Raw genomic sequence first — 25591 nt, 5'->3', positions numbered from 1 at the left:
GCGGCCAGGTGGCGGTAGCCTGCCCCGCGGAGATCGTTCGCTGGAAGTTCGCCGGAGATCAGGAGTGACAGTGCCGGACAGCAAGCCGCTGGAGAAGGTCCTCATCGCCAACCGTGGCGAGATCGCGGTCCGGGTGATCCGCGCGTGCAAGGACGCCGGCATCGGCAGTGTGGCGGTGTACGCCGAGCCCGACCGCGACGCGCTCTTCGTGCGGATCGCCGACGAGGCCCACTCGCTCGGCGGCGCGACGCCCGCCGACTCCTACCTCGACATCGCGAAGATCATCGCGGTCGCCGAGAAGTCCGGCGCCGACTCGGTGCACCCCGGCTACGGCTTCCTCGCCGAGAACGCCGAGTTCGCCCAGGCCGTCCTCGACGCCGGGCTGACCTGGATCGGTCCCCCGCCCGCCGCCATCGAGGCGCTCGGCGACAAGGCGAAGGCCAAGCACATCGCCGTCAAGGCGAACGCCCCGCTCGCGCCCGGCACCAAGGACCCGCTGAAGGACGCCGACGAGGCCGTGAAGTTCGCGGAGGAGAACGGTCTCCCCATCGCGATCAAGGCCGTCTTCGGCGGCGGTGGCCGCGGCCTCAAGGTCGCCCGCACGCTCGAGGAGATCCCCGACGCGTTCGAGTCCGCCGTCCGCGAGGCGGTCAGCGCCTTCGGCCGCGGCGAGTGCCTGGTCGAGAAGTTCCTCGACAAGCCGCGCCACGTCGAGACCCAGTGCCTCGCCGACCAGCACGGCAACGTCGTCGTGGTCTCCACCCGCGACTGCTCGCTCCAGCGCCGCAACCAGAAGCTGGTCGAGGAGGCGCCCGCGCCGTTCCTCTCCGACGAGCAGCTGAGCGAGCTCTACGAGTCCTCGAAGCGGATCCTCAAGGAGGCCGGCTACTACGGCGCCGGGACCTGCGAGTTCCTGGTCGCCCAGGACGGTTCGATCTCGTTCCTCGAGGTCAACACCCGCCTCCAGGTCGAGCACTGCGTCTCCGAGGAGGTCACCGGGATCGACCTCGTGCGCGAGATGTTCCGGATCGCGGCCGGCGAGGAGCTGGGGTACGACGACCCGGAGATCCGCGGCCACTCGATCGAGTACCGCATCAACGCCGAGGACGGCGGCCGCAACTTCATGCCGGCCCCCGGCACCCTCTCGGCGTGGAGCCCGCCGAGCGGCCCCGGCGTCCGCCTCGACGGCGGCTACGAGAACGGCGAGACCATCCCGGGCTCGTTCGACTCCCTCATCGCCAAGCTCGTCGTCACCGGCCGCGACCGCACCCAGGCGCTGGAGCGCTCGCGGCGCGCGCTCGACGAGTTCGTCGTCGACGGCATGCCGACGGTCATCCCCTTCCACCAGGCGGTCGTGCGCGACCCGGCGTACGTCGGGCCGTCGAACCCGACCGGCGAGGGCTCGTTCGACGTCTACACGCAGTGGATCGAGACCGACTTCGACAACCAGATCACGCCGTACGGCGGGGAGAACGCCGAGGCCGACGAGCCCACCGAGCGGCAGACCGTCGTCGTCGAGGTCGGTGGCAAGCGGCTCGAGGTCTCGCTGCCGGGCGGCCTCGGTGGCATCTCCGCCGGCCCCGCTGCGGGTGCCAAGAAGCCGAAGCGCGCGGGCGGCAAGAAGGCCGGTGCCGCGGCCTCGGGCGACTCCGTCACCAGCCCGATGCAGGGCACGATCGTCAAGGTCGTCGTCGAGGAGGGCCAGGAGGTCGCCGAGGGCGACACCATCGTGGTCATCGAGGCGATGAAGATGGAGCAGCCGCTCAAGGCCCACAAGGCCGGCACCGTCACCGGCCTGCAGGCCGAGGTCGGCGCCACCATCGGCAACGGCGCCGTGGTCTGCGAGATCAAGTGAGCTGCCCCGGATAGCCTCGGGCGCATGCAGCTGCGGGAGCCGAGCCAGCGGGTGAGCCCGCGGGCCCGCTTCATGTGGGCGACTTCGGCCGGGCTCGAGGGCGCGGCCCTGGTCGCGGCCCTCCTCGTGGTCGGCCCGGTCACCGACTGGCTGCCGATCCCGGTCTGGGTCGTCGGCCTGGTCGCCCTGGTCTCGGTGGCGTACGCCGTCGGCATGCCGGCGTGGCGCTACCGGGTGCACCGGTGGGAGGTCACCGGCACGGCCGTCTACACCCAGACCGGCTGGTGGGTCCGCGAGCGGCGGATCGCGCCGATGTCGCGGATCCAGACCGTCGACCACGCCGAGGGCGCGATCGCCCGGCTCTTCGGCCTGGCCACCGTCACGGTCACCACCGCGTCGGCCGCCGGCGCCCTCGAGATCGTCGGCCTCGAGCGCGACCGGGCGCTCGCCCTGGTCGACGAGCTCGCCGTGCAGGCCGACACGGTGCCGGGCGACGCGACGTGACCGCCGAGGCGGACTGGCAGCGGCTGGACCCGCGGATGCTGCTCGTCTACCCGGTGCGGGAGCTGGTCCGTTTCCTGCCCGTCCTGGTCGGCATCTTCCTCGCCGGCACCGCGTCCGGCCGCACGGACTGGTGGCACGGGCTCGGGGTGGCGATCCCGATGGCCCTCGGCGTGCTGCGCTACTTCACGACGTACTTCCGGATCACCGACACCCGGGTCGAGCTGCGCCGCGGCCTGGTCAACCGGCACCACCTGTCGACGCCGCTCGACCGGGTGCGCACCGTCGACGTGACCGCCTCCCTGACCCACCGGGCGCTCGGGCTGACCACCGTCCGGATCGGCACCGGCACCGCGTCGAAGGACGACGAGGACCACCTCGACCTCGACGGCCTGCCCGCCGCTCGCGCGCGGGCCCTGCGCGGAGAGCTGCTGCACCTCGGTGCCGTCGGCCCCGAGCAGGTCGTGAGCGACGACCGGGTGGTGCTCCGGCTCGACCCGACGTGGGTGCGGTTCGCGCCTCTCACGACCACCGGGCTGGTGCTGGCCGGCGCCGCGCTCGGCGTGACGGCCCAGACGGTCAACCTCTTCGGCGGCTTCGACCGGGTCGACCCGGACGAGCTGGTGGACAGCACGGCCGGCTGGTCGGTGGCACTGGCGGTGCCGATCGGGCTGGCGGTGCTGCTGGTCGCGGTCTCCGCGCTGGCCATCGGCGGGTACGTCGTCACCAACTGGGGCTTCACCCTCACGCACACCGGACCCGAGGGCCGGGGCGCGTGGCACCTGCGGCGCGGCCTGCTCACGACGCGGGAGACCACCCTCGACGACGAGCGGGTCAGCGGCGTCACCACCGCCGCGCCGCTCGGCCTGCGCCTGGCCGGCGGCGCCCGGGTCTCGGCGATCGTCACCGGCCTGGGCGGCGACTCCGCCGGCAGCTCGCTGCTCGCACCCCCGGCGCCCCGCGGCGTGGTCGAGGGCGTGGCGGGCGAGGTGCTCGGCACCCCCGCGCCGCTGCTCGCCGCCCTGACCGACCACGGGCCGCGGGCCCGTCGACGTCGCTACACCCGCGCGCTCTGGCCGACGACGGTCGTGGTGCTCGCCGCCGCGCTCCTCGTCGGGTTCGAGGGCTGGTCGACGTGGTGGCTGGCGGTGGTCCTCGCGCTCCCGGTCGCGGCCCTGCTCGCCCGGGACCGGGCCGCGGCGCTCGGCCACGCGCTGGTCTCCGGGCACGTGGTGTCCCGCTCCGGCAGCCTGGACCGGCGCCGCGACGCCCTCGCGGTGCGCGGCGTGATCGGCTGGAACCTGCGCTCGAGCTGGTTCCAGCGGCGGGCCGGGCTCACGACGCTGGTCGCGACGACCGCCGGCGGACGGCAGGCGGTGACCGTGCTCGACGTACCGGAGGACGCGGCTCTGGACCTCGCGCACGCCGCGTTGCCGGAGCTCGTCGGCCAGTTCGTCGTCTCGCCGGAGACGGACGCCACTGCGCGCGAGCGGCCGGACTCATAGGGTGACCGCATGTTCTCCAAGATCCTCGTAGCCAACCGCGGCGAGATCGCGATCCGTGCGTTCCGTGCGGCGTACGAGCTCGACGCGCGCACCGTGGCCGTCTTCCCGTACGAGGACCGGTGGTCCGAGCACCGCCTCAAGGCGGACGAGGCCTACGAGATCGGCGAGCGCGGGCACCCCGTGCGGGCCTACCTGGACCCCGAGGCGATCGTCGCCGTCGCCGTCCGCGCCGGCGCGGACGCCGTCTACCCGGGCTACGGCTTCCTGTCGGAGAACCCCGCCCTGGCCGAGGCGTGCGCCAACGCCGGCATCACCTTCATCGGCCCCACCTCCGACGTCCTGGAGCTGACGGGCAACAAGGCGCGGGCGATCGCCGCGGCCAAGGCCGCGGGCGTCCCGACGCTCGCCAGCGTCGAGCCGTCGACCGACGTCGAGGACCTGGTCGAGGCCGCCTCGGAGCTGCCCTACCCGCTCTTCGTGAAGGCCGTCGCCGGCGGTGGCGGACGCGGCATGCGGCGCGTCGACGACCCCCAGGACCTCCGCGAGGCGGTCGAGACCTGCATGCGCGAGGGCGAGGCGGCCTTCGGCGACCCGACCGTCTTCATCGAGCAGGCCGTGGTCGAGCCGCGGCACATCGAGGTGCAGATCCTCGCGGACGGCGAGGGCAACGTCATCCACCTCTTCGAGCGCGACTGCTCGGTGCAGCGACGCCACCAGAAGGTCGTCGAGATCGCGCCGGCGCCGAACCTCGACCCGGAGCTGCGGGACCGGATGTGCGCCGACGCGGTGCGCTTCGCGAAGGAGATCGGCTACCGCAACGCGGGCACCGTCGAGTTCCTGCTCGACCCGGACGGCAACTACGTCTTCATCGAGATGAACCCGCGCATCCAGGTCGAGCACACGGTGACCGAGGAGGTCACCGACGTCGACCTGGTGCAGTCGCAGATGCGGATCGCGTCCGGCGAGACGCTCGCCGACCTCGGCCTCTCCCAGGACACCGTGCGGCTGCGCGGCGCTGCGCTGCAGTGCCGGATCACGACCGAGGACCCGGCCAACAACTTCCGCCCCGACACCGGCGTGATCACGACGTACCGCTCCCCCGGCGGCGGCGGCGTCCGCGTCGACGGCGGCACGGTCTACACCGGCGCCGAGGTCTCGGCCCACTTCGACTCCATGCTCGCGAAGCTCACGTGTCGGGGCCGGACGTTCGAGAAGGCCGTCGAGAAGGCCCGCCGCGCGGTCGCGGAGTTCCGCATCCGCGGCGTCTCCACGAACATCCCGTTCCTGCAGGCGGTGCTCGCCGACCCCGACTTCGCCGCGGGCCACGTCACCACGTCGTTCATCGAGACGCACCCGCAGCTGATGCAGGCGCGCGGCTCGGGCGACCGCGGCAGCAAGCTGCTCGGCTACCTCGCCGACGTCACGGTCAACCAGCCGCACGGGCCGGCGCCGGTCACGCTCGACCCGGTCACCAAGCTGCCCGACGTCAACCTCGAGGTCCCGGCGCCCGACGGCACCCGCCAGCTGCTGCTCGAGGTCGGCCCGGAGGAGTTCGCCCGACGGCTGCGCGCGCAGGACCGGGTCGCCGTCACCGACACGACCTTCCGCGACGCCCACCAGTCGCTGCTCGCCACCCGGGTACGCACCCGCGACCTGCTCAACGTCGCCGGCCACGTCGCCCGCACGACTCCCGAGCTGTGGTCGCTCGAGGCCTGGGGAGGCGCGACGTACGACGTGGCGCTGCGGTTCCTCTCCGAGGACCCGTGGGAGCGGCTCGCGTCGCTGCGCCAGGCGGTGCCCAACATCTGCCTGCAGATGCTGCTGCGCGGGCGCAACACGGTCGGCTACACGCCGTACCCGACCGACGTGACGAACGCCTTCGTCGAGGAGGCCGCGGCCACCGGCATCGACGTCTTCCGGGTCTTCGACGCCCTCAACGACGTCGAGCAGATGCGCCCGGCCATCGAGGCGGTCCGCGCGACCGGCACAGCGGTCGCCGAGGTCGCGCTCTGCTACACCGGCGACCTGTCGAACCCCGACGAGGACCTCTACACGCTCGACTACTACCTGCGCCTGGCCGACAAGATCGTCGAGGCCGGCGCGCACGTGCTCGCGATCAAGGACATGGCAGGGCTGCTGCGCGTGCCGGCCGCGCACACGCTGGTCACCGCGCTGCGCGAGCGCTTCGACCTGCCGGTGCACCTGCACACCCACGACACCCCGGGCGGCCAGCTCGCGACCCTCCTGGCGGCGATCGACGCGGGCGTCGACGCGGTCGACGCGGCCACCGCCTCGATGGCCGGCACCACGTCGCAGCCGCCGATCTCCTCGCTGGTCTCGGCCACCGACCACGGACCGCGCGAGACGGGCCTGTCGCTGGCCGCGATCAACGCGCTCGAGCCCTACTGGGAGGCGACCCGCCGCGTCTACGCGCCGTTCGAGTCGGGCCTGCCGGCGCCGACCGGACGCGTCTACCGCCACGAGATCCCCGGCGGCCAGCTCTCCAACCTGCGCCAGCAGGCGATCGCGCTCGGCCTCGGCGAGAAGTTCGAGCAGATCGAGGACATGTATGCCGCGGCCAACGACATCCTCGGCCGGATCCCCAAGGTCACGCCGTCGTCGAAGGTGATCGGCGACCTCGCGCTCGCGCTCGTCGGCGCCGGAGCCGACCCGGCCGAGTTCGCCGAGGACCCGGGCAGGTTCGACATCCCCGACTCGGTCGTCGGATTCCTCAACGGCGAGCTCGGCGACCCGCCCGGTGGGTGGCCCGAGCCGTTCCGCACCAAGGCGCTCGAGGGCCGCACCCACAAGCCGCCGATGGAGACGCTCACCGCGGAGCAGGCCGAAGGCCTCGCAGGCGAGAGCCCCACCCGCCGCCGTACGCTCAACGAGCTGCTCTTCCCCGGCCCGACGCGGGAGTTCACCGAGTCGCGGGCACGGTACGGCGACGTGTCGGTGCTCAACACCATCGACTACCTCTACGGGCTGCGCACCGGCGTCGAGCACGAGGTCGAGCTCGAGGAGGGCAAGACCCTCATCCTCGGCCTGCAGGCGATCAGCGAGCCCGACGAGCGCGGCTTCCGCACGGTCCTCGCGACCATCAACGGCCAGCTGCGCCCGGTCAACGTGCGCGACCGCAACGTCGCCTCCGACGTCGCCGCCGCGGAGAAGGCGGACACCGGCCAGCCCGGTCACGTCGCTGCGCCCTTCCAGGGCGTCGTCACCGTCGTCGTCGAGAAGGGCGCGTCGGTCCAGGCCGGCGACACCGTCGCCACCATCGAGGCCATGAAGATGGAGGCCTCGATCACCGCCCCCGTCGCGGGCACCGTGGAGCGGATCGCGCTCCCCGGCACCCAGGCCGTCGACGGCGGCGACCTGGTGCTGGTGCTGGCCTAGCTGTTCGGTCGGTGCACGAAGAGCGCACCCACCGGCGCCTTCACCCGCTGGCAGCGTGCGGTGCCCGCCGTGCACCGCACGACGGCCAGCCCCCGCGAGGACCCGTTGCCGTCGAGCCGGTTGGCCGTCTTGAGGACGAACGTCCGCGGTGACTCCCAGGCTTCGACGTGCAGCCACCCCGTGGTGACGCGGTACGTCGACAGGAGCCTGCCGGTGCGGGCGTCCCTGGCCCTGAGCGCCTGCACGTCGGTGCGGCGTCCGTCGGTGGCGGTGAGGACGATCGCGCCGTCCGGCGAGGCGGCGAGCGTGTACTCCGTGCGGGGCAGCGACCAGCGCACCCGGTAGGTGCGGAGGTCGCGGATCGCCTGACGAACCCGTCCCTCCCGGATCGAGATCCAGCGCCCCGCCGTGCTCGCGACGCCCGCGGGCAACGGCGACGGGTGGGCCGAGTCCGGGCTCGGCTGGGTGCGCTTCCAGAGGACGTCGAGCCGGTCCGTGCTCGGGATCCACACCAGCGACGTGTAGTGGTACCTGCCGACGCCACCGCTGGGCGCGTCTTCCGCCTGCAGCAGCACCCGGTCGTCGGCGGCCTGCTGCACGTAGTAGGACCTCCCGGGCGCGTGGTAGATCCGGCGCTCGGAGAGGACGCGTCCGTCGGCGACGCGGACCTGGCGCAGCTCGGTGTACGGCTTCTCGCGGTCGGCGTCGAGGCGGGTGACCTTCGTGACGAACCAGTGGCCGCCTCGGGCCACGATCGCCGGGTTGCCGAGCCCCAGGTCCCGGACGGTCCCGTCGTCACCCACGATCGCCATCGTGTCGTCGGGACCCGGCTCGTCCGCGTCGTAGTCGACCAGCCACCCTCCCTCGACGCGCCACACGTCGAAGACGTCGCTCGCCTCGCCGATCCGGTCCGGCAGCGAGACCCGGTGACCGTCGGACGTGTGCAGGACCCGCGCGCGCGCCTCGACCCAGCCGGCGTGCGGGGCGGCCCCTCGAGCGAGGTCGGCGGGCCGGATGCGGACGTCCGGCGGGGAGCCGGCGGTCGACGGCGCGGACACGAGGCCCACGGTGAGGGCCACCGCGACGGCAGCGATCAAGGTCCTGGTACCGAGTCTGGAAGTCACGTCCACTACAGCGCCAGGCGTGGTGTGAGCGTTACGGCGGCGACCTGGTGCTCGTGCTGGCGTAGGTCAGTAACCCGTGCCGGTCGGTCGCGCGAGCGACGTACCGGCGGGGAGGTTCGCGACCCGTTCGCACGACCCCGTCGTGACGGAGCACCGGATCGTGGCGGGGTTGCTCCAGACCGGGTCCCCCTCGACCCGCCTGATGCCGTCGCCGCCCGCCACGAGGTAGGTGCTGGCCGACTCCCAGCCGCTGGACCTGCCGGACAACGTGCCGCGGTAGGTCGCCAGCAGGTCGCCGGTGCGCGCATCGCGGGTACGGAGCACCCGCACGGCGTTCGGCCCGGACGGCGCGGTCGTCGTGAGCAGCACGTCACCAGCAGGGGAGAACTCGGCGGCGCGCTCGCGCCCGGGCAGGTGCCAGAGCTTCCGTCCTGTTCGCAGGTCGCGAACCGTCTGACCGCTGTGCTCGTCGCGCGCGGCGATCGTGTGCGACACCAGGCTCGCCGCGGACCGGACGACGACTGTGTCCGACCGATCCTGCGTGGTCTGCCACACGACGTCGACCTTCCCGGTCGCGGGCGTCCACCACATCGTCGTGTAGCGCACGGCTCGGTTGCGCTCCCCCACCTGCATCGTCCGCTCGAGCAGAACCCGCCGCGAGGTCGCCTGGAGGACGGCGAGGTCACCCAGGTGGCCCCGCCGCTGGTGCACGATCCGGCGCGAGCCCAGCAGCGTGCCGTCGGAGATCCGGAACTGTCGCAACACCGTCAGGCGTTCGCCGTGGCCGTGGACCCGCTGGGCCGTGACGAAGGAGCCTCCGTCCCGCGTCACCAGCTGCAGCAGCCCCGGGCTCCGCGCGACGTCCCTCGTGTGGCCGGCGTCGTCGACGAGCACCATCACGCTCGGCGGGGTCCGCCCCGTGAGCACCGTGTAGGGGATCAGCCATCCTCCGCTGGCCTCGAGCAACGCCGACGGCACCGCGCCGGGTCGGTCGAGCGGGATCGGGTCATGACCACTGCGGACCAGGTGGGCTGCGGGGTAGTCGAGCCAGGCCGCAGGCGAGTCGGGCCCGACCGGGAGGTCGGAGGGCCGGACCAGGGTCCCCGGTGCGGAGCCGGCGCTCGCCCGGGCGGCCCCGACGCCCGCGGCGACGAAGGTCGCCAGCGCGGCAATCGCGACTTTGGTGCTGAGCCTCATGATCGAGCGCCTCCCTCGTGCTGGCTTAGAACGGCTGGTTCTGGCGAGCGGGGAACCGTACCGCCGGAGCGGCCGTCACGCGCTGGCAGCGCACCGTTCCCAGGGTGCAGCGGACGAGGGCCGTGCCGTGAACGACCTCCTGGTCGTCGATCCGGTTGCCGGGCGCGAACAGGAAGACCCGAGGTGACTCCCACGCGTAGATGTGCATCCAGCCGATGGTGACGCGGTACGACGACAGCAGTCGGCCCGTCCGCGCGTCGCGGGCCCGCAGCGTCTGGATCCCGTTCCCGCCCGGACGGGCAGTGTCGGTGGTGAGCAGCACGGCGCCGTTCGGTGAAGCGGCCAGCGCGTAGTCGCCCTTCGGGAGCGTCCATCGCAGCCGGTGGGTGCGCAGGTCACGCACCGCCTGGCGGGCTCGCCCTTCCCGCACGGTCGCCCAGCCCCCAGCCGTGCTCCCGACGTCAGCGGCCGTCGCGTAGTAGGCCGTGGACTGGTCGCGGTGCTGCTGCGCCCGGCTCCACAGCACGGAGACCTTGTTCGCGCTCGGCGTCCACCACATCGTCCGGTACTGAGGAGCCTTGCCGCCCGTGGGGTAGACGACCTTCTCGAGCAACACTCGTCCGCCGGCGGCCTGCAGAACGCTGTAGTCGTAGAAGGCCCCGCTGTATGCATCGACGAACGTGCGCTTGGCGAGCATGCGACCGTCCGTCACGCGGACCTGCTTCAGGTCGGTGGACAGCGCCTTCCGACCTTGGTCGTAGCGGGTGCCGCTCGTGACGAACCAACGACCACCCTCGGCCACCATGGCCGGGTACCCGATGCCCGTTCCCAGGTCCTGGACACGTCCGTCGTCGCCCACGATCGCGATCGTGTCGGGCGGCTGCGACTCGTCACCGGAGACGTCCTCGGAGTAGGCGGCCAACCAACCCTCGTGCACCCGCCAGACGTCGTCCAGGGTCGTCGCGTCGCCGACCTTGTCCGGCAGCGCGACCGTGTCGCCGCCCGGGAGGTGGATGAGCTTGTCCTGACCGACGTACCAGGCGCTGCGCGGGGCGGCGCCCATCGGGAGGTCGGCCGGCCGGATGCGCGCCCCGGGCGGGGAGCCCGCGGACGACGGCGCGGACACGAGGCCCACGGTGAGGGCCGCCGCGACGGCGGCGATGACGGTCCTGGTGCCGAGTCTGAGGGTCACGCCCCCCACAGCGCTCAGCGGGGTGTGAGCGTTACACCGGCGTACGGATGACGTTGACCGCGCGCAGCTCGGCGTCGCCGAGCGCCGTGTAGCGGTGGGGGACGTCGGCGGGCCAGGCGGCATGGCCGCCAGCGTCGACCTCGACCGACTCGGCGGCGTACTCGACGCGGCAGGCGCCGGCCAGCACGACCAGCTGCTCCACGACACCGGCCGCATGGGCAGGTGACGATCGAGTGACACCGGCGCCCACCCGCAGCAGCCAGACCTCGGAGGTCGCCTCCGCCGTCCGCTCGGTGTGCAGCAGCACCGTCTCGAACCCCTCGTCGGCGACGACCGACCCGTCCTGGAAGTCGACGAGCGACGCCAGCGGCACCCCGAGCGGTCCGGCGAGGGCGTAGAGGGTGTCGAGCGTCGGGTTGCGGCGGCCGGTCTCGAGCTCGGAGAGCGAGCCCTTGCCGATCCCGGCGGCCGCTGCGAGTGCGGAGAGCGAGATCCCGCGCTCGGTGCGCAGTGCCCGGACCCGGGCACCGACGGCGATACCCGGTTGACCCACCACCCCGTCCTCCCGCTAGCCTCGCGTTCTGTTTACAGAACCATCACCACGGAGTCTGCCATGAGCGAGCACGAGGGGACACCCGTCGTCGCGGGGATCGTCACCGCGGTCGTCGGGTCGAGCAGCTCGTTCGTGGTGGTGCTCGCCGGCCTCACCGCGGTCGGCGCCACGCACGAGCAGGCCGCCTCCGGCCTGCTGACCCTCCTGGTCACCCAGGCGCTCGGCATGCTCTGGCTGGCGGTCCGGCACCGCACCCCGATCACGCTGGCCTGGTCGACGCCGGGGGCGGCACTGCTGCTCTCGACCGGCGCGGTCGCCGGCGGCTGGTCGGCCGCCGTCGGAGCGTTCGTGACGACCGGCGTGCTCATCGTGCTCACCGGGCTGGTGCCGGCGCTCGGCGACCTGATCGCCCGGATCCCGACCTCGCTGGCCCGCGCGATGCTCGCCGGGGTGCTGCTGCCCATCTGCCTCGAGCCGGTGACCGGGCTCGCCGACTCCCCGGCGTACGTCGGCCCGGTCGTGCTCGCCTGGGTGGTCATGCACCGGATCTCCCGGCGCTGGGCGGTGCCGGTCTCGCTCGCCGTCGCCCTGCTGGTGGTCGTCGTGACGGCCGGGTCCGACGTGTCGGCCGGCGACCTGGTGCCGACGCTCACCTGGACGACGCCGCACTGGACGGTCGCTGCCGTCGTGAGCATCGCGGTCCCGCTCTACATCGTGACCATGGCGTCGCAGAACGTGCCCGGCGTGGCGGTGACGTCGAGCTACGGCTACCAGGTGCCGTGGCGCGAGACGATGACGGTGACCGGGATCGGCACCGTGCTCGGCGCCCCGTTCGGCGGGCACGCGATCAACCTCGCCGCGATCACCGCGGCGATGACGGCCGGCCCGATGGCCGGACCCGACCGGGCGCGTCGCTGGATCGCGGCCGTCTCGGCCTCGGTCACCTACCTGGTGCTGGCCCTCGCCTGCGGCGCCCTGACCGCGCTGGTCGCCGCGGCCCCGGGTGACGTCATGCAGGCGGCCGCCGGCCTCGCCCTGCTGGGGACGCTCGCCGCGTCCCTCGCCGGCGCGCTCGCGGAGGAGGACGGTCGCGAGGCCGCCGTCGTGTGCTTCGTGGTCGCGGCCTCGGGCGTCTCGATCCTGGGCGTCGGCGCAGCGTTCTGGGCACTGGTCGCCGGCCTGCTGCTGCGGCCGCTGCTGGCGGTCAGCCGACGCTGAAGGTGATCCAGGTCGAGCGCAGGGCCAGGACGGAGCGGAAGGTGTCGCCGGAGACGGTGACCTTGCCCTTGCTGCCGGTCAGCGTGATCGACCGGACCCGGCCACCCCAGGCCCCGTTGCCGTCGCGCCCGGTGACGGCGATCCGGGTCAGGTCGCCGATGGCGGGCCAGGCCCTCTCGAGGTCCGTGTCGCTCAGCCGCACCTTCCAGTCGTGGACGGGGTTGCCCGACCAGCCGTCGTACGGGTCCTGCCGCGCGGGCAGGTAGGCCACCGAGCCGGCCGAGGTCCAGCCGCCGCTGCTCGATCCGAACTGCGTGAACGCCGGGTCCCCGCCGCTCGTCAGGATCCGCCCGCGGGTGGCGTCGACCGCCGCGTTGGAGGCTGGGTGCTCGGCGTCGTACCCGCCGTAGACCTGGCAGGACGAGGTGTCGCAGATCTGGTACGCCGAGGAGCGCGGGTGCGCCCGCTCGTACGACGCGTAGGTGCGGGCGGCGACGGACTGCGCCTGCACCGCCGCCGGGCTCCAGAGCGCCGGCATCTCGAGCGGCACCACGCCCCGCAGGTAGCTCTCGAGGTTGAGGTCGTTGACGGTGACGCGGGTGCCGGACGACGTGACCGCGGTGCGCAGCCGACCGCGGTAGGCGTGCTGGCCCGACGGTGTCACGAGCGTGATCGGTGCGCCGCCGGCGTAGAACTCGCCCGACCCCTTCAGTGTCGCGAAGGTGCGCCAGCGCTTCACCAGGTAGGAGACCCGGGTGACGCCGCGCGGGCCGGTCGCGACCCGCCACTGGGTGGCGCCGTTGTCGGGGAGCGCGGTGCGGCCGGGCACGCCGGTGTCGCGCAGCGTCAGGCCGGGGCGGGCCAGCACCACCAGGTCCTGAGGCGTGGTGTCGCCGGTGAGCTGCACGGTGACCCGGCCGCGGCCGGTCCCCCACTCGGTGCCGGGGTAGTAGAACTCGGCGATCTGCCGGTAGGTCAGACCCTGGCGGGCTGCTCCCTCGGCGCCGTACTGCGACATGCCGTGACCGTGGCCGTAGCCGTGGCCGCTGATCGTGACCGTGGCGGCGCCGTCGACGGCCCAAGCCCGGACGCCGCGCGCCGCCGCACCGGCCGGTACGGCCGTCGTGACGACGAGCGCGAGCGCCGTGCAGGCGAGCAGCAGGGCGCGACGCATGGTGTCCTCGGGGTCGGTGGTGCAGGTGTGACGAGCAATCGCACCATGCGTCTCATCGGCCCCGCAACGGGAACCTGAGAACTACGAGGTCGTAATTCGGAACAGCGTCTCGCGCAGGCCGAGCCACGTCTTGAGGGTCGCCCCGGACACGGTCTGCGTCGAGTTCGTGCCGACCACGGTCACCTCGGTCGCCCGGCCGCCGTACGGCCCCTTGCCGTCACGCTCGGTGACCTCGATCGAGACCAGGTCGCCCATGCCCGGCCAGTTGCGGGTGATCTGCTCCGCGTTGAACGTCGTCATGGTCGGGTCGTCGGCGGTGCCGTGGTCGAAGCTGTCCTCGCGCGAGCGCAGGTAGGGGAAGTCGCCGGCGTTGCTCCAGCCACCGTTGCTGGACGTGAACTGGGTGAACGCGGGCTTGCCGCCGTAGACGACGATGACGCGGGACGTCGCCCGGATGGCCGTGTCGGAGAGCGGGTTCTCGGCGTCGTACCCGCCGTAGACCTGGCACGACGACGTGTCGCAGAGGTCGTACGCCGAGTGCTCGTGGGCGCGGCGCTCGAAGGCGGCGTAGGTCCGGGCGGCCACTGCCTGGGCGCGGACCGCGTGGGTCGGCCAGGAGGCGGGCACCTCCTGCGGGACGACACCGCGCAGGTAGGCGTCGAGCGGCAGCACGTTGACGGTGTCGCGCTGCGAGCCGGAGGCGTTGACCGACGTCGAGCGGAGGGTGCCGCGGTAGCGCATCGGGCCGTCCGGGGTGAGCAGCACGATCGGCTGGCCGCCGGCGGTGAACTCGGCGTCGCCCTTGGCGACGCGCAGCACGTGCCAGCGGTTCGTCCGGTAGGAGATCGTCGAGCGGTCGCGGGCCGGCGTGATCCGCCAGGTGCGGACCGCCTTCCCGCGGACCTTGGCCGGCAGCCGCCACGTCTTGCGCGCACCGAGCGAGTGGGCCTTCAGACCCGGGCGGGCGCGGACGACGACGTCGCGGGTGCTGTCCGCGGTGAGCTGGATGCGGACCATGCCGCCACCCTTGCCCCACCGGGTGCCGGGGTAGTAGTTCCGGACGATCGACCGCCAGCTCTGCCCGGCCGCGGCGCGGTTGCGGGCGCCGTACTGCGAGAGGCCCTTGCCGTGCCCCCAGCCGGTCGTCTCGAACGTGACGGTCGTCAGCGCACGTCGTTCGTTGGCCGGGTGCTCCGCAGAGGCCTGCGCGGGTGCGACAGCGGCGAAGGCCGGCAGCAGCGCGACAGTGGCGATGGACGCGATGGCACGTCGGATCAGCATCGGTACCCCCCGAGAAGCGGTCGAGCAAGCGAGGTTACACGTGGTGCAGGCGCCGCGCGGCCTCGGCGAGCGAGCCGCTCATCGACGGGTAGACCGTGAACGCCTGCGCGAGCTGGTCGGCCGTGAGCGACTCGGCGACCGCGATCGAGACCGGGTGGATGAGCTCGCTGGCGCGGGGCCCGACCACCACTCCCCCGACGACGATCCCGGTGCCGGGGCGGCAGAGCAGCTTCACGAAGCCGTCGCGGACGCCCTGCATCTTGGCGCGGGGATTTCCGGAGAGCGGCAGGGTCACGATCTCGGCCTGCATCTCGCCCGCGTCGACGGCCTGCTGTGACCAGCCCACGGTGGCGATCTCGGGGGCGGTGAAGACGTTGGAGGAGACCTTCTTGAGGTCGAGCGGGTGCACCGTGTCGCCGAGGAAGTGCCACATCGCGATCCGGCCCTGCATGGCGGCGACGCTGGCGAGCATCAGGACGCCGGTGCAGTCGCCGGCGGCGTAGACGCCGCGCGCCGACGTACGCGAGACGCGGTCGACGTTGACGAAGCCGCCGTCCTTGAGGATGACGCCGGCCTCCTCCAGGCCCATGCCACCGGTGTTGGGCACCGAGCCGAGCGCCAGGATGCAGTGCGAGCCCTGGACGGTGCGGCCGTCGGTCAGCGCGACCGTGACGACGTCGCCGTCGCGGGTCACGGACTCCATCCGTGACTTGGACAGGACGTTCATGCCGCGGCGGGTGAGCACGTCCTCGAGGACCTTGGCGGCGTCGGCGTCCTCGCCGGGCAGCACCCGGTCGCGGCTGGAGACCAGCGTGACCGGGATGCCGAGGTTGAGGTAGGCGCTCGCGAACTCGGCGCCGGTGACGCCCGAGCCGACGACGATGAGCTCGGTCGGCACCTCGGTGAGGTCGTAGACCTGCTCCCAGGTCAGGATCCGCTCGCCGTCGGGCTGGGCGGTCGGGAGCGTGCGCGGCGCCGCGCCGGTGGCCAGCAGGATCGCGTCGGCCTCGAGGGTCTGCTCCGTGCCGTCCTGCGCCGTCGCGACCACGCGTCCGGGGCCGTCGAGCCGGCCGCGGCCGTGGACGAGGGTGACCCCGTCGCGGGTGAGCCGCCGCTCGATGTCCTGGGACTGGCTGGCGGCGAGGGCCTTCACCCGGGTGTTGACCCGGGCCAGGTCGACGCGGATCGACGTCGCGGCGTCGCCCTCGGCGTCCTGGAACTCGACCCCGAGCTCGGCGGCGCCGGACAGCTCGCTCATCACCTCGGCGGTGGCGATCAGGGTCTTGCTGGGCACGCAGTCGGTGAGCACGGCCGAGCCGCCGACGCCGTCGGTGTCGACGATGGTCACCTCGGCGCCGAGCTGGGCGGCGACGTGGGCGGCCTCGTAGCCGCCGGGGCCACCGCCGATGATGACGACGCGTTCGGTGCTCATGCTCAGAGGTTGATCATGTGGCCGGCGATGCCCTCGATCGCTTCCTTCATCGCCTCGGACAGCGTCGGGTGCGCGAACACGTTGCGCGCGACCTCGTCGGCGGTCAGGTCCCACTGCTGCGCGAGGGTGAGCGCCGGCAGCAGCTCGGTCACCTCGGGGCCGATCATGTGGGCGCCGATGATCTCGTTGTGCTCGGCGTCCGCGACGATCTTCACGAAGCCGACACCCTCGGCCATGCCGCGGGCCTTGCCGTTGGCCGAGAACGGGAACGACGACGTCTTCACGTCGTACCCCTTCTCGGTGGCCTGGGCCTCGGTGTAGCCGAACGACGCGATCTGGGGCTGGCAGAAGGTCGCCCGCGGGATCATGTCGAAGTCGATCTCCATGGTCTCCGCGCCGGCGATCGTCTCGGCGGCGACGACGCCCATCGCCTCGGCGGTGTGGGCGAGCATCAGCTTGCCGGTCACGTCGCCGATCGCGTAGATGTGCGGCACGTTGGTGCGGCCGCGCGCGTCGACCGCGATCGCCCCGCGGTCGGTGAGCTCGATGCCGGCGTTCTCCAGGCCGTAGCCCTCGACGCGCGGCGCGAAGCCGAAGGCCGCGAGCATCTTGTCGGCCTCGAGCACCTCGGAGCTGCCGTCCTTGCTGACGGTCACCTTGACGCCGGAGCCGGTGTCCTCGACGTTCTCGACCTTGGTGGAGAGCAGCACCTTCACGCCGAGCTTCTTGTACTGCTTGAGCAGCTCCTTCGAGACGTCGGCGTCCTCGGTCGGGACCATCCGGTCGAGGAACTCGACGATCGTCACGTCGACGCCGAAGTTGGTGAGCACGTAGGCGAACTCGACGCCGATCGCACCCGAGCCGCCGATGATGATCGAGCCCGGGAGGTTGCTGTCGAGGATCTGCTCCTCGTAGGTCACGACGTTGTCGCTCTTGCTCATGCCCGGCAGCATCCGCACCTTGGCGCCGGTGCCGATGATGAGGTTGTCGAAGGTGTACGACGTCTTCTGGCCGTCCTTGTCGACCTCGACCTCGTTGGCGCCCTTGATGGTGCCCCAGCCGTCGAGCTCGGTGATCTTGTTCTTCTTCATCAGGTAGTGCACGCCCTTGGCGCTGGCCTCGGCGACGCCGCGGCTGCGCTTGTGCGTCGTACCGAAGTCCATGGAGGCGTCGCCGGTGATGCCGAAGACGTCCTTCTCCTTGGTGATGATGTGCGCGATCTCCGCGTTGCGCAGCAGCGCCTTCGACGGGATGCAGCCGACGTTGAGGCAGACACCTCCCCAGTACTTCTCCTCGACCACGGCCACGGACTGGCCGAGCTGGGCGGCGCGGATCGCGGCGACGTACCCACCGGGGCCGGCACCGAGGACAAGGACGTTGAAGTGCGTGCTCACGCAGGTCAGCCTACTGACGTGAGGCAGCCCACTCGCCTCCGGTTGGTTACTCTTCGGCCGTGACGCTCTACGCCGCCTACGGGACCAACCTCGATCCCGCGCGGATGAGCGAGCGGTGCCCGCACTCCCCGCTGTCCACCGTCGGGTGGCTCCAGGGCTGGCGGCTGACCTTCGGCGGCGAGGAGCACGGCTGGGACGGCGCCCTCTCGACGCTCGTCGAGGACCCGATCGACCAGGTCTTCGTCGCCGTGTACGACGTCTCCCGCGAGGACGAGTCGCAGCTCGACGGCTGGGAGGCCGCCGACTCCGGGCTCTACCGCAAGACCAAGGTGCGGGTCGCGACGATGACCGGCTCCCTCGTCGCCTGGACGTACGTGCTCGACGCCTACGAGGGCGGCCTGCCCTCCGCGTCGTACCTCGGCGTCCTCGCCGACGCCGCCGAGGCCGCCGACGCCCCCGCCGACTACGTCGCCGCGCTCCGCATGCGCCCCTGCCGCTCGATCGGGCAGTAGGGATCCTGCAGGCTTTCCAGGGATACCCGGTTCACCGGGTGTTCCCAGACTTCTAGGGCTTTGCAAAGCCCGAGGAGTCGAAGAAGTGCCCGAGGAGTGATCGCTCAAGCGACGCGGCGGAGCTCCCGGCGGAGCATCGCCGCAGTCTGCTCGGGGTGCTCGAGGTCGTCCCAGGTCAGGCGGATGCAGCGCCAGCCGGTACGCCGGCGGATCCGGTCCTCGCGGCGCTTCTCCGCAATCACCACATCCGGCGCCGACTGACCTGACTTGAACGGCTTCTGATACTTCACCTTGCCGTCGAACTCGACCCACACACCCAGCTCCGGCCAGGCGAAGTCGAGGCGACCGATCAGCTCGCCGTCCTCGTCGTGCACCTCGTACTGCGGCACCGGCGCCGGGATGCCGTGGCGGGAGAAGAGGTAGTACGTCCGAGACTCGCCCACGGTCTCGATCCGCGGATCCGCCAGCCGCAGCACGATGTCGGTGTTCAAGGTGTTCGGCCAGTGATCCATGCTGCGGTAGCGCTCGGCAAGCTGCTCGAGGGTCGCGTGTCCGTGGTGCAGCAGGTGGTTGACCACGCACAGGGCAGGTTCCACGGCAGCGACGGTCGTGACCTCGAGAGCGATCCGCGTCCCACTCATCACGCGCACACCGTTCCGCGTCACGACGTCATCGGGGAGGATCCGGCCGCAGTGCTGGTGAACCCCAGCCTCGTGGCGGCCGAGCTTGCCATCGACGCGCGTCACATGGACGTCGGAGAGGTCGATCTGCCAGGCAGGAGCGTCGTACTCCGGCAGACCGGACACGTGCGAGAGGACGACTGCGGTCTTCGCCTGCTTCGCGACGGCGCGGGCTCGCAGCCCGTGTCGTCCGCGGGCATCTAGCTTGTCGTAGGCAGCCTTCAGGACGTAGGCACCCCTCCGGACCCGAGTCCAGACACCGTCGGCAACCAGTCGGCTGATGGCGTAGTCGTCGTATCCCTGGGCCAGGAGCTCGCACCTCAGGAAGACCGGGGTGTTCCGGGGGTCGTCCGCGCGACGCGGCGGAGGTTTCATCATGCTGAACTCATGCCCACCGGCGTCCTGCATCAAGGCGTCGAGCTCCCGACCTGTGGACAACCGATCTTCGGTCGGACTCCTAGGGCACTTCGTCACCTTCTCCTGCCCTGCAATACCCGAGAAGTTCGGGGATACCCGGTAGACCGGGTATCCCTGGGACGGCCACTCCCCCACCCCGCCGACTAGAGTCGCGCGGGTGAGTCACGCAGCGACCCCTGATTCCCCGTACGAGCTCGCCGCCCACGCCGCGGAACGGCTGGCCGAGCTGACCGGCGTCGAGCGCCACGACGTCGCGCTGGTGCTCGGGTCGGGCTGGCTGCCCGCGGTCGACGCCCTCGGCGAGGCGACCGCCGAGATCAGCACCACCGACCTGCCGGGCTTCTCGGCCGCCGCGGTCGCCGGCCACTCCGGCAAGATCCGCTCGGTCAGGGCCGGCGACAAGCAGCTGCTGGTCTACCTCAGCCGCACCCACTACTACGAGGGCAAGGGCGTCGCGGCCGTCGTCCACGGAGTCCGTACGGCGGCCCAGGCGGGTTGTCGCGCGATCGTGCTCACCAACGGCTGCGGCGGCCTCAAGCCGAGCTGGACGCCCGGTACGCCGGTGCTGATCAGCGACCACATCAACCTCACCGGCCGGAGCCCGATCGAGGGCGCGAACTTCGTCGACCTCACCGACCTCTACAGCTCGCGCCTGCGGGACATGTGCAGGACGGTCGACCCGAGCCTCGACGAGGGGGTCTACGTCCAGTTCCCCGGGCCGCACTACGAGACCCCGGCCGAGGTGCGGATGGCCGGCATCCTCGGCGGCCACCTGGTCGGCATGAGCACCACGCTCGAGGCGATCGCCGCCCGCGAGGCCGGCATGGAGGTCCTCGGCATCAGCCTGGTCACCAACCTCGCGGCCGGCATCAGCGACCAGCCGCTCGACCACTCCGAGGTGCTCGAGGCCGGTCGCGCCGCGGCCTCCAGGATGGGCGACCTGCTGGGGCGGATCGTCCCCCGGATCTAGCCAGGAAACGACCAGGAGACGACATGGGCGACACCCGCACCGCGCTCGTCGAGGCCGCCGCCCGCACCTTCGCCGAGGACGGTGTCCAGAACGCCTCCCTGGTCGAGGTCACCCGCCGGGCCGGGCAGCGCAACCGGGGTGCCGTGCACTATCACTTCGGCTCGCGGGACGCGCTCCTCGTCGCGGTGCTCGAGCAGCACACCGCCTTCCTCGCGACCCGCGAGGGCGAGCTCCTCGAGATCGCGCGCAGCACGCCCGCCGACGACCTCGCGCCGGTGCTCGAGGCGATCGTGCGACCCGCGGTCGAGCTGGCCGAGACCGGCCCGTCCGGGCGCGACTACCTCGTCATCGTCGGCCAGCTCGTCGAGGAGTACGACCGCCTCGACCCCACCGTCCGCGCAGCCCTCACCGCCACCGGCGGGTACGACGTCTACGCGCTGCTCGCCGAGCGGATGCCGCCGCTCGACGAGACCCTCCACAACGAGCGGCTGGCGCTGATCACGGGCTTCATCCTGCGCACCGTGGCCGACCGGGCCCGGGCCCAGCAGACCGAGACGCCCGGCCGGGCACAGCTGCCCACCGAGCGCTTCGTGCGCAACCTGGTCGCGATGGCGGTGGGCATGGCGACGGCCCCGCCTATTGACGTCTAAAACGCCCTCTTAGTACGGTCCCGACATCACCGAGTGATGGGGGTCACATGAGGGCAGTCCGCGTGGTCCGCCACGGCGAGCCGACCGAGGCCATCGAGGTCCGCGACGACGTCGAGGTCCCCGAGCCGGGCCCGGGCCAGGTCCGGGTGGCCGTCTCGGCGGCCTCCCTCAACTTCGGCGACATCGCCCGCTGCCGCGGCGGCGTCGCCGCCGTGATGGCCCAGCCGCCGTTCACGCTCGGCATGGACCTGGCCGGCGTCGTCGAGGCCGCCGGCGACGGCGCCGAGGAGTGGCTCGGTCGCCGCGTCGTCGGCATCGCGCCGCAGTCGCTCGGCGGCCTGGCCGAGCAGGCACTCGCCGGCAGCGTCTTCGAGGCGCCGCCCGAGCTCGACGACGCCGAGGCCGCGGCGTTCACGCTCCCCTTCCACGTCGGCCACCTCGCCCTGCACGAGCGCGCCCGGCTCCAGGCCGGCGAGACCGTCGTCGTCCGCGGCGGCGCCAGCGCGGTCGGTACGGCGGCGATCCAGCTCGCCGTCGCCGCCGGGGCCCGCGTGGTCGCGATCGCCGGCGGCGCGGAGAAGGCCCAGCTGTGCCGCGACCTGGGCGCCGAGGTCGCGATCGACCACACGTCCGAGGACGTCTTCGACGCCGTCATGGACGCCACCGGCGACCGGGGCGCCGAGGTGATCTTCGACCCGATCGGCGGCGAGCAGACCGAGACGATGTGGACCTGCGGGGCGCTCGGCGGCCGCTACCTCGCGGTCGGCTTCAACGACGACCCGGAGTCCGGGCTGACCGGCCGCCCGCTGCGCAAGCTGTCGATGGCCAACATGTCGGTGCTCGGCGTGCTGCTCGCCTACCTCGACACCCCGCGCGACTTCCGCCGCTTCGGCATCAACGCCTTCTCGCCGACGGACGGGCAGCGCGTCCACGCGGCCCTGCTCGAGCTCGTCGCCGCCGACAGCATCCGGCCGGTGGTCGGGCGCCGGATCGTCCTCGACGACGTCGCGGCCGCCCTCGAGGACCACGCTGCCCGCCGTACGTCGGGCCGCACCGTCGTGACGATCTCCCCTACCAACGATGGAGAAAGCGCGTGAACCCCGACGACCTCCAGGCCCAGGCCACCGAGCAGACCGGCCTCGACGACTTCGGCGACCCGAGCTACCGCGAGGGGCTCGAGCGCTACTGCGCGGCACTGGTCGAGGAGGCGCAGCTCAACGACCTCGGCAACGTCGCCCTGCCCCCGTCGCTGGTGGCCGCGCTCGTCAACCGCCTCAAGGTCGTCGACCACGCCAAGCAGCACCCGGAGGTCACGGCCGAGCGGATCGAGGCACCCGTCGTCGTCATCGGGATGTTCCGCGCCGGCACGACGTTCTTCTCCCACCTGCTCGACATGGACCCCGCCAACCGGGCGCTGCTCGGCTGGGAGTCGCAGGACTCGGTGCCGCCGCCGCTGCCCGGCGAGCGCAAGACCGGCGCCCGCGTCGACGCCGCCCAGGGCGGTGTCGACATGCTCGAGATGCTCAACCCGGCGATCAGCGCGATCCACCACGAGGCCGCCGCCGACCCGACGGAGTGCATCGCCGTGATGGGGCAGGCCTTCCAGAGCATCTCGTGGGAGGCGATCGCCAACGTCCCGTCGTACGGCGCATGGTGGCGGGGCGGCGACAACCGCGGCGCCTACGACTACCACCGCCTGGTCCTCCAGACCCTCCAGAGCGCGGGCGTCCGCGGCCGCTGGACGTTGAAGAGCCCGCACCACGCCCTGGCCCTGGACGCCCTCGTCGACACCTACCCCGACGCCCGGCTGGTGCTGCTGCACCGCGACCCGGTCGCGCTGACGGGCTCGGTCTGCAGCCTGATCAACGTCATGTCGAGCACGTTCTCCGACGCCGACCACCGCTCCTACATCGCCGACCACTGGAGCGACACCCTCGAGGAGTCGATCGACCGGATCGAGGACTTCCGGTCCCGGCGGCCCGAGCACCCGATCCTCGACGTCCGGTACGCAGACCTCGCCCGCGACCCGGTCACGACCGTCCGCGGCGTCTACGACTCGCTCGGCCTCGAGGCGGGTGACGGCGCGTTCGACGCCATGGCCGGCTTCCTCGCGGCGCACCCGCGCGGCGAGTTCGGCGGCCACCGGTACGACGTCGCCGAGTTCGGCCTCACCGAGGCGGCCGTGCGCGACCGGTTCTCCGAGTACGTCGAGCGCTACGACGTCGAGAGCGAGCGGCTCACCTCCCCCGCGGGCTAATCTCGCCCTCGTGCCCCGCATCTCCGGCGAGACCCTGCAGCAGCATCGTGAGCAGCTGCAGCGACGCGTCTTCGAGGCGTTCGCCGACCTGATGGCCGAGCGCAGCTTCGACGCGATCACCATGGCCGCGATCGCCGAGCGGGCCGACGTGGGCCGGACCGCGATCTACCACCACTTCCCCGACAAGGAGTCGGTCGTGGTGGCCTTCGCGTCGCACGAGACCGAGGAGTACCTCCACCGGCTCCGCGACGACCTCGCCGAGGCCGACGACCCAGCGACCCGGCTGCGCCTCTACGTCCGCCACCACCTCGCCGAGGGCGAGCGCTTCCACATGGGCCTCGGCCCGCAGCTGTACGGCGTCCTCGGGCCCGACTCGCGGATGGCGATCCGCCAGCACGTCGTCGCCGTCGAGGACGTGCTGCGCGGCATCCTCGAGGCCGGCACCACAGACGGGTCGTTCACCATCGAGGACCTCGAGCCCACGATGTCCCTCATCCACGCGTGCCTGAGCCCGCGACACCTCCCGGCGCAGACGATCGAGTCGTTCGTGCTGCGCGCGGTGGGTGCCGCGGGCCCAGGGTGAGTCAGCGCTTCTTCTTCGCAGGCTTGGCGACCTTGTAGGTCGCCCTGTCCGTGGACGCCTTGTGGTTGGCGTCGCCGGCGTACGCCGCGGTCACGGCGAACGAGCCGCCCTGGGGAGCCTTCGCCAGCGCGACGACGGCGAGGCCCTTGGCGTTGACGGCGACGACCCGCTTCACCGTCTTGCCACCGCCCTTGACGGTGACGACGACCTTGCTGCCCGCGGCGGCGCCCTTGAGCGCCACCGAGGCCCGGCCGGCCTTCTTGGCGGACGGCTTCGCGACCTTGACGGACGTCGTGGTCGCGGCCTTCGCCACGGTGAACGCCTTCGTGGTCGACGCCCCCGCGTGCTGACCGCCGCCGCCGTACGCGAAGGTGGCGGTGTAGGAGCCCACGGCGAGCGTCGCCGGAACCGTGAAGTCAGCAACGCCGGCCTCGGTCAGCGTCACCTCCTGGGCGGCGCCCAGACCGGTCAGCGTCACGGTGCCCGCGTCGGGGACGGTCGCGCTCACGGTCGCGCTCTTCCCGTACGTCGTGCCTGCGGCGCCGCCGGCGGTCACGGTGGAGGCGAGCGGGGCCAGGGCGGCCCAGTCGATCGTCACCGGGGTCTCGGTGTCCTGGCTGACGTTGGAGTGGCTGTGGGCCTGCCAGGTGTAGACCGAGTAGGTCTTGGTCGGGTCCAGCGTGTCGGAGGCAGCCTTCAGCGTCGACGTGAACGAGCCCGTGGCCATCCGGCCGGGCGTGACGTAGTCGGCCGCGGCGAACGCTGCCATGCCTGCCTGGGAGCTCACGTCCGGCAGCCCACCGGACGGCGCGAGGCCGACGTACACGCCCGCGTCACCGGGGTTGGTCACGGCCGAGAAGCCGCCGGCCGACACGGCCACGGAGAGCTGGTTCGGGGAGGAGGTCGGCGTGGCGCTCACCTCGCGGTCCGAGACGGTGCCGGTCGCCGACATCGCCAGCGGCGCCTTGTTGTTGTTCCCCGCGCTCGCGCTGGTCCGGTAGAAGTAGACCGAGATGTCGCTGCCGTCGTCCACGTTGGTGAGCAGGGCGTCCACGAGCGAGGTCGGCCACGCGTCGGTGTAGGTCGGGGCGTACTTGCCTGCAGGGACGGTGTTCGTCCAGTCCGGGGCGGCCGTCTGGAGGTCGAGCGCTCCGCCCGTCGTCGTCTGCGTCGTGATGTCGAAGGTCGCGACGGTGACGCGGCGCGGGCTGAGGTCGCCGCCGATCTTGTGGTAGGAGAGCAGCGCGCTGAGCCGGCCCTCGCCCGGCTGCAGGACCTCGAGCTCGAGGTCGCTGAGCGTGAGCGTCGCCTTGTCGGCGACCATCGTCCCGTACTGGGCGAACGGGCTGTAGGTCACCGAGCCGGTGAAGTCGACCGTGCCGGTGCCGTCCGCCGCGAGGTGCCCGACACCGTCGGCGGCCGCGATCCCGGACGCCTTGTCGTAGCTCGTCGAGGCGCCGTCGATGGTCGTGCCCGTCGTGGGGCTCAGAGCCGAGACGTTCCCCGCCGTGGCGATGCCCCAGCTGTTGGCCGTCACGCTCACCGGCCAGCTCAGCGTCACGTCGTCCACGTAGTGCGTCGTGGCGGCCTGGGCGCTGCCGGCCCCGACGAACGTCAGAGCGGCGGCAGCCAGGGCTGCGGCGCTGGCGGCGGCGACGACACGGAGTTGCCCTGTGGATCTGGTCATGGGTGTTCCTTTC

The 25591-nt window shown here is 72.3% G+C and carries 21 protein-coding genes; 11 read left to right on the top strand and 10 right to left on the bottom strand.

Annotated features, from left to right (window positions below):
* Window positions 1-70: 70 nt before the first annotated feature.
* Genes ACFPYL_RS07725 through ACFPYL_RS07710 form a run of 4 tightly spaced genes read left to right on the top strand, consistent with a single transcriptional unit; the run spans window position 71 to window position 7257 of the window.
* Window positions 71-1855 carry an acetyl/propionyl/methylcrotonyl-CoA carboxylase subunit alpha gene (locus tag ACFPYL_RS07725; RefSeq protein WP_379152616.1) on the top strand — a complete coding sequence of 595 codons (1785 nt, stop codon included), beginning with the start codon at window positions 71-73 and terminating at the stop codon, window positions 1853-1855.
* 24 nt (window positions 1856-1879) lie between these two features.
* Window positions 1880-2359 carry a PH domain-containing protein gene (locus ACFPYL_RS07720; RefSeq protein WP_379152613.1) on the top strand — a complete coding sequence of 160 codons (480 nt, stop codon included), beginning with the start codon at window positions 1880-1882 and terminating at the stop codon, window positions 2357-2359.
* Window positions 2356-3861 carry a PH domain-containing protein gene (locus tag ACFPYL_RS07715; protein WP_379152610.1) on the top strand — a complete coding sequence of 502 codons (1506 nt, stop codon included), beginning with the start codon at window positions 2356-2358 and terminating at the stop codon, window positions 3859-3861. The genes ACFPYL_RS07720 and ACFPYL_RS07715 overlap by 4 nt, the downstream gene beginning before the upstream one ends.
* Before the next feature lie 9 nt (window positions 3862-3870).
* Window positions 3871-7257 (top strand): pyruvate carboxylase, encoded by a 3387-nt coding sequence (locus ACFPYL_RS07710; protein WP_379152607.1) that lies wholly within the window; start codon window positions 3871-3873, stop codon window positions 7255-7257.
* Here ACFPYL_RS07710 and ACFPYL_RS07705 read toward each other — a convergent pair.
* The 4 genes from ACFPYL_RS07705 to ACFPYL_RS07690 form a co-directional block, all read right to left on the bottom strand.
* Window positions 7254-8354: a hypothetical protein gene (locus ACFPYL_RS07705; RefSeq protein ID WP_379152604.1), complete on the bottom strand. Its 1101-nt coding sequence runs from the start codon at window positions 8352-8354 to the stop codon at window positions 7254-7256. The two genes, ACFPYL_RS07710 and ACFPYL_RS07705, sit on opposite strands and share 4 nt — an antisense overlap.
* 93 nt (window positions 8355-8447) lie before the next feature.
* Window positions 8448-9578, bottom strand: a complete 1131-nt coding sequence (locus ACFPYL_RS07700) for a hypothetical protein (RefSeq protein WP_379152602.1) — start codon at window positions 9576-9578, stop codon at window positions 8448-8450.
* 25 nt (window positions 9579-9603) lie between these two features.
* A complete protein-coding gene (locus ACFPYL_RS07695) occupies window positions 9604-10770 on the bottom strand; it encodes a hypothetical protein (RefSeq protein ID WP_379152599.1) in 1167 nt (388 codons plus the stop codon).
* A 31-nt stretch (window positions 10771-10801) separates the two neighbouring features.
* Window positions 10802-11323 (bottom strand): helix-turn-helix domain-containing protein, encoded by a 522-nt coding sequence (locus ACFPYL_RS07690; protein WP_379152596.1) that lies wholly within the window; start codon window positions 11321-11323, stop codon window positions 10802-10804.
* Here ACFPYL_RS07690 and ACFPYL_RS07685 point away from each other — a divergent pair.
* Complete coding sequence (locus ACFPYL_RS07685) at window positions 11315-12541, top strand: benzoate/H(+) symporter BenE family transporter (protein WP_379152593.1); 1227 nt, start codon at window positions 11315-11317, stop codon at window positions 12539-12541. The genes ACFPYL_RS07690 and ACFPYL_RS07685 overlap by 9 nt on opposite strands.
* On the opposite strand, the gene ACFPYL_RS07680 is transcribed toward ACFPYL_RS07685, so the two are convergent.
* The 4 genes from ACFPYL_RS07680 to lpdA form a co-directional block, all read right to left on the bottom strand.
* A complete protein-coding gene (locus ACFPYL_RS07680; RefSeq protein ID WP_379152590.1) occupies window positions 12528-13715 on the bottom strand; it encodes a SpoIID/LytB domain-containing protein in 1188 nt (395 codons plus the stop codon). The genes ACFPYL_RS07685 and ACFPYL_RS07680 overlap by 14 nt on opposite strands.
* Window positions 13716-13796: 81 nt before the next feature.
* Window positions 13797-14996, bottom strand: a complete 1200-nt coding sequence (locus ACFPYL_RS07675) for a SpoIID/LytB domain-containing protein (protein ID WP_379152588.1) — start codon at window positions 14994-14996, stop codon at window positions 13797-13799.
* A 34-nt stretch (window positions 14997-15030) separates the two neighbouring features.
* The gene (locus ACFPYL_RS07670; RefSeq protein ID WP_379152585.1) at window positions 15031-16428 is read right to left on the bottom strand and encodes an NAD(P)H-quinone dehydrogenase; all 1398 of its coding nucleotides are present in this window, start codon (window positions 16426-16428) and stop codon (window positions 15031-15033) included.
* A gap of 2 nt (window positions 16429-16430) precedes the next feature.
* Window positions 16431-17822 carry a dihydrolipoyl dehydrogenase gene (lpdA, locus tag ACFPYL_RS07665; RefSeq protein ID WP_379152582.1) on the bottom strand — a complete coding sequence of 464 codons (1392 nt, stop codon included), beginning with the start codon at window positions 17820-17822 and terminating at the stop codon, window positions 16431-16433.
* A gap of 59 nt (window positions 17823-17881) precedes the next feature.
* Here lpdA and ACFPYL_RS07660 point away from each other — a divergent pair, with 59 nt between their 5' ends.
* Window positions 17882-18334 (top strand): gamma-glutamylcyclotransferase family protein, encoded by a 453-nt coding sequence (locus ACFPYL_RS07660; protein WP_379152579.1) that lies wholly within the window; start codon window positions 17882-17884, stop codon window positions 18332-18334.
* Window positions 18335-18438: 104 nt separating this feature from the next.
* On the opposite strand, the gene ACFPYL_RS07655 is transcribed toward ACFPYL_RS07660, so the two are convergent.
* Entirely contained in the window at window positions 18439-19392 is a 954-nt protein-coding gene (locus ACFPYL_RS07655; RefSeq protein WP_379152577.1) for a type IV toxin-antitoxin system AbiEi family antitoxin domain-containing protein, read from the bottom strand.
* A gap of 196 nt (window positions 19393-19588) precedes the next feature.
* Between ACFPYL_RS07655 and ACFPYL_RS07650 the strand changes: the two genes are divergently transcribed.
* From ACFPYL_RS07650 to ACFPYL_RS07630, 5 genes are read left to right on the top strand one after another with little or no spacing between them, the layout of a single operon-like run.
* Window positions 19589-20401 carry a purine-nucleoside phosphorylase gene (locus ACFPYL_RS07650; protein WP_379152574.1) on the top strand — a complete coding sequence of 271 codons (813 nt, stop codon included), beginning with the start codon at window positions 19589-19591 and terminating at the stop codon, window positions 20399-20401.
* A 23-nt stretch (window positions 20402-20424) separates the two neighbouring features.
* Window positions 20425-21051 (top strand): TetR family transcriptional regulator, encoded by a 627-nt coding sequence (locus ACFPYL_RS07645; RefSeq protein ID WP_379152570.1) that lies wholly within the window; start codon window positions 20425-20427, stop codon window positions 21049-21051.
* Between the two features lie 47 nt (window positions 21052-21098).
* Window positions 21099-22148, top strand: coding sequence for a zinc-binding dehydrogenase (locus ACFPYL_RS07640; RefSeq protein ID WP_379152567.1), 1050 nt, complete (start codon window positions 21099-21101; stop codon window positions 22146-22148).
* A complete protein-coding gene (locus ACFPYL_RS07635; RefSeq protein WP_379152564.1) occupies window positions 22145-23308 on the top strand; it encodes a sulfotransferase family protein in 1164 nt (387 codons plus the stop codon). Before ACFPYL_RS07640 ends, ACFPYL_RS07635 begins: the two co-directional genes overlap by 4 nt.
* Window positions 23309-23318: 10 nt before the next feature.
* Window positions 23319-23891: a TetR/AcrR family transcriptional regulator gene (locus ACFPYL_RS07630; RefSeq protein WP_379152561.1), complete on the top strand. Its 573-nt coding sequence runs from the start codon at window positions 23319-23321 to the stop codon at window positions 23889-23891.
* Between the two features lies 1 nt (window position 23892).
* On the opposite strand, the gene ACFPYL_RS07625 is transcribed toward ACFPYL_RS07630, so the two are convergent.
* Window positions 23893-25578 (bottom strand): hypothetical protein, encoded by a 1686-nt coding sequence (locus tag ACFPYL_RS07625; RefSeq protein ID WP_379152558.1) that lies wholly within the window; start codon window positions 25576-25578, stop codon window positions 23893-23895.
* Window positions 25579-25591 lie beyond the last annotated feature (13 nt).

This window comes from Nocardioides hankookensis (assembly GCF_042658885.1).
GTDB classification, from domain to species: Bacteria; Actinomycetota; Actinomycetes; order Propionibacteriales; family Nocardioidaceae; genus Nocardioides; species Nocardioides hankookensis.
The sequence above is the reverse complement of the archived record's forward strand: the minus strand, read 5'-3'. Positions and strand labels throughout refer to the sequence as shown.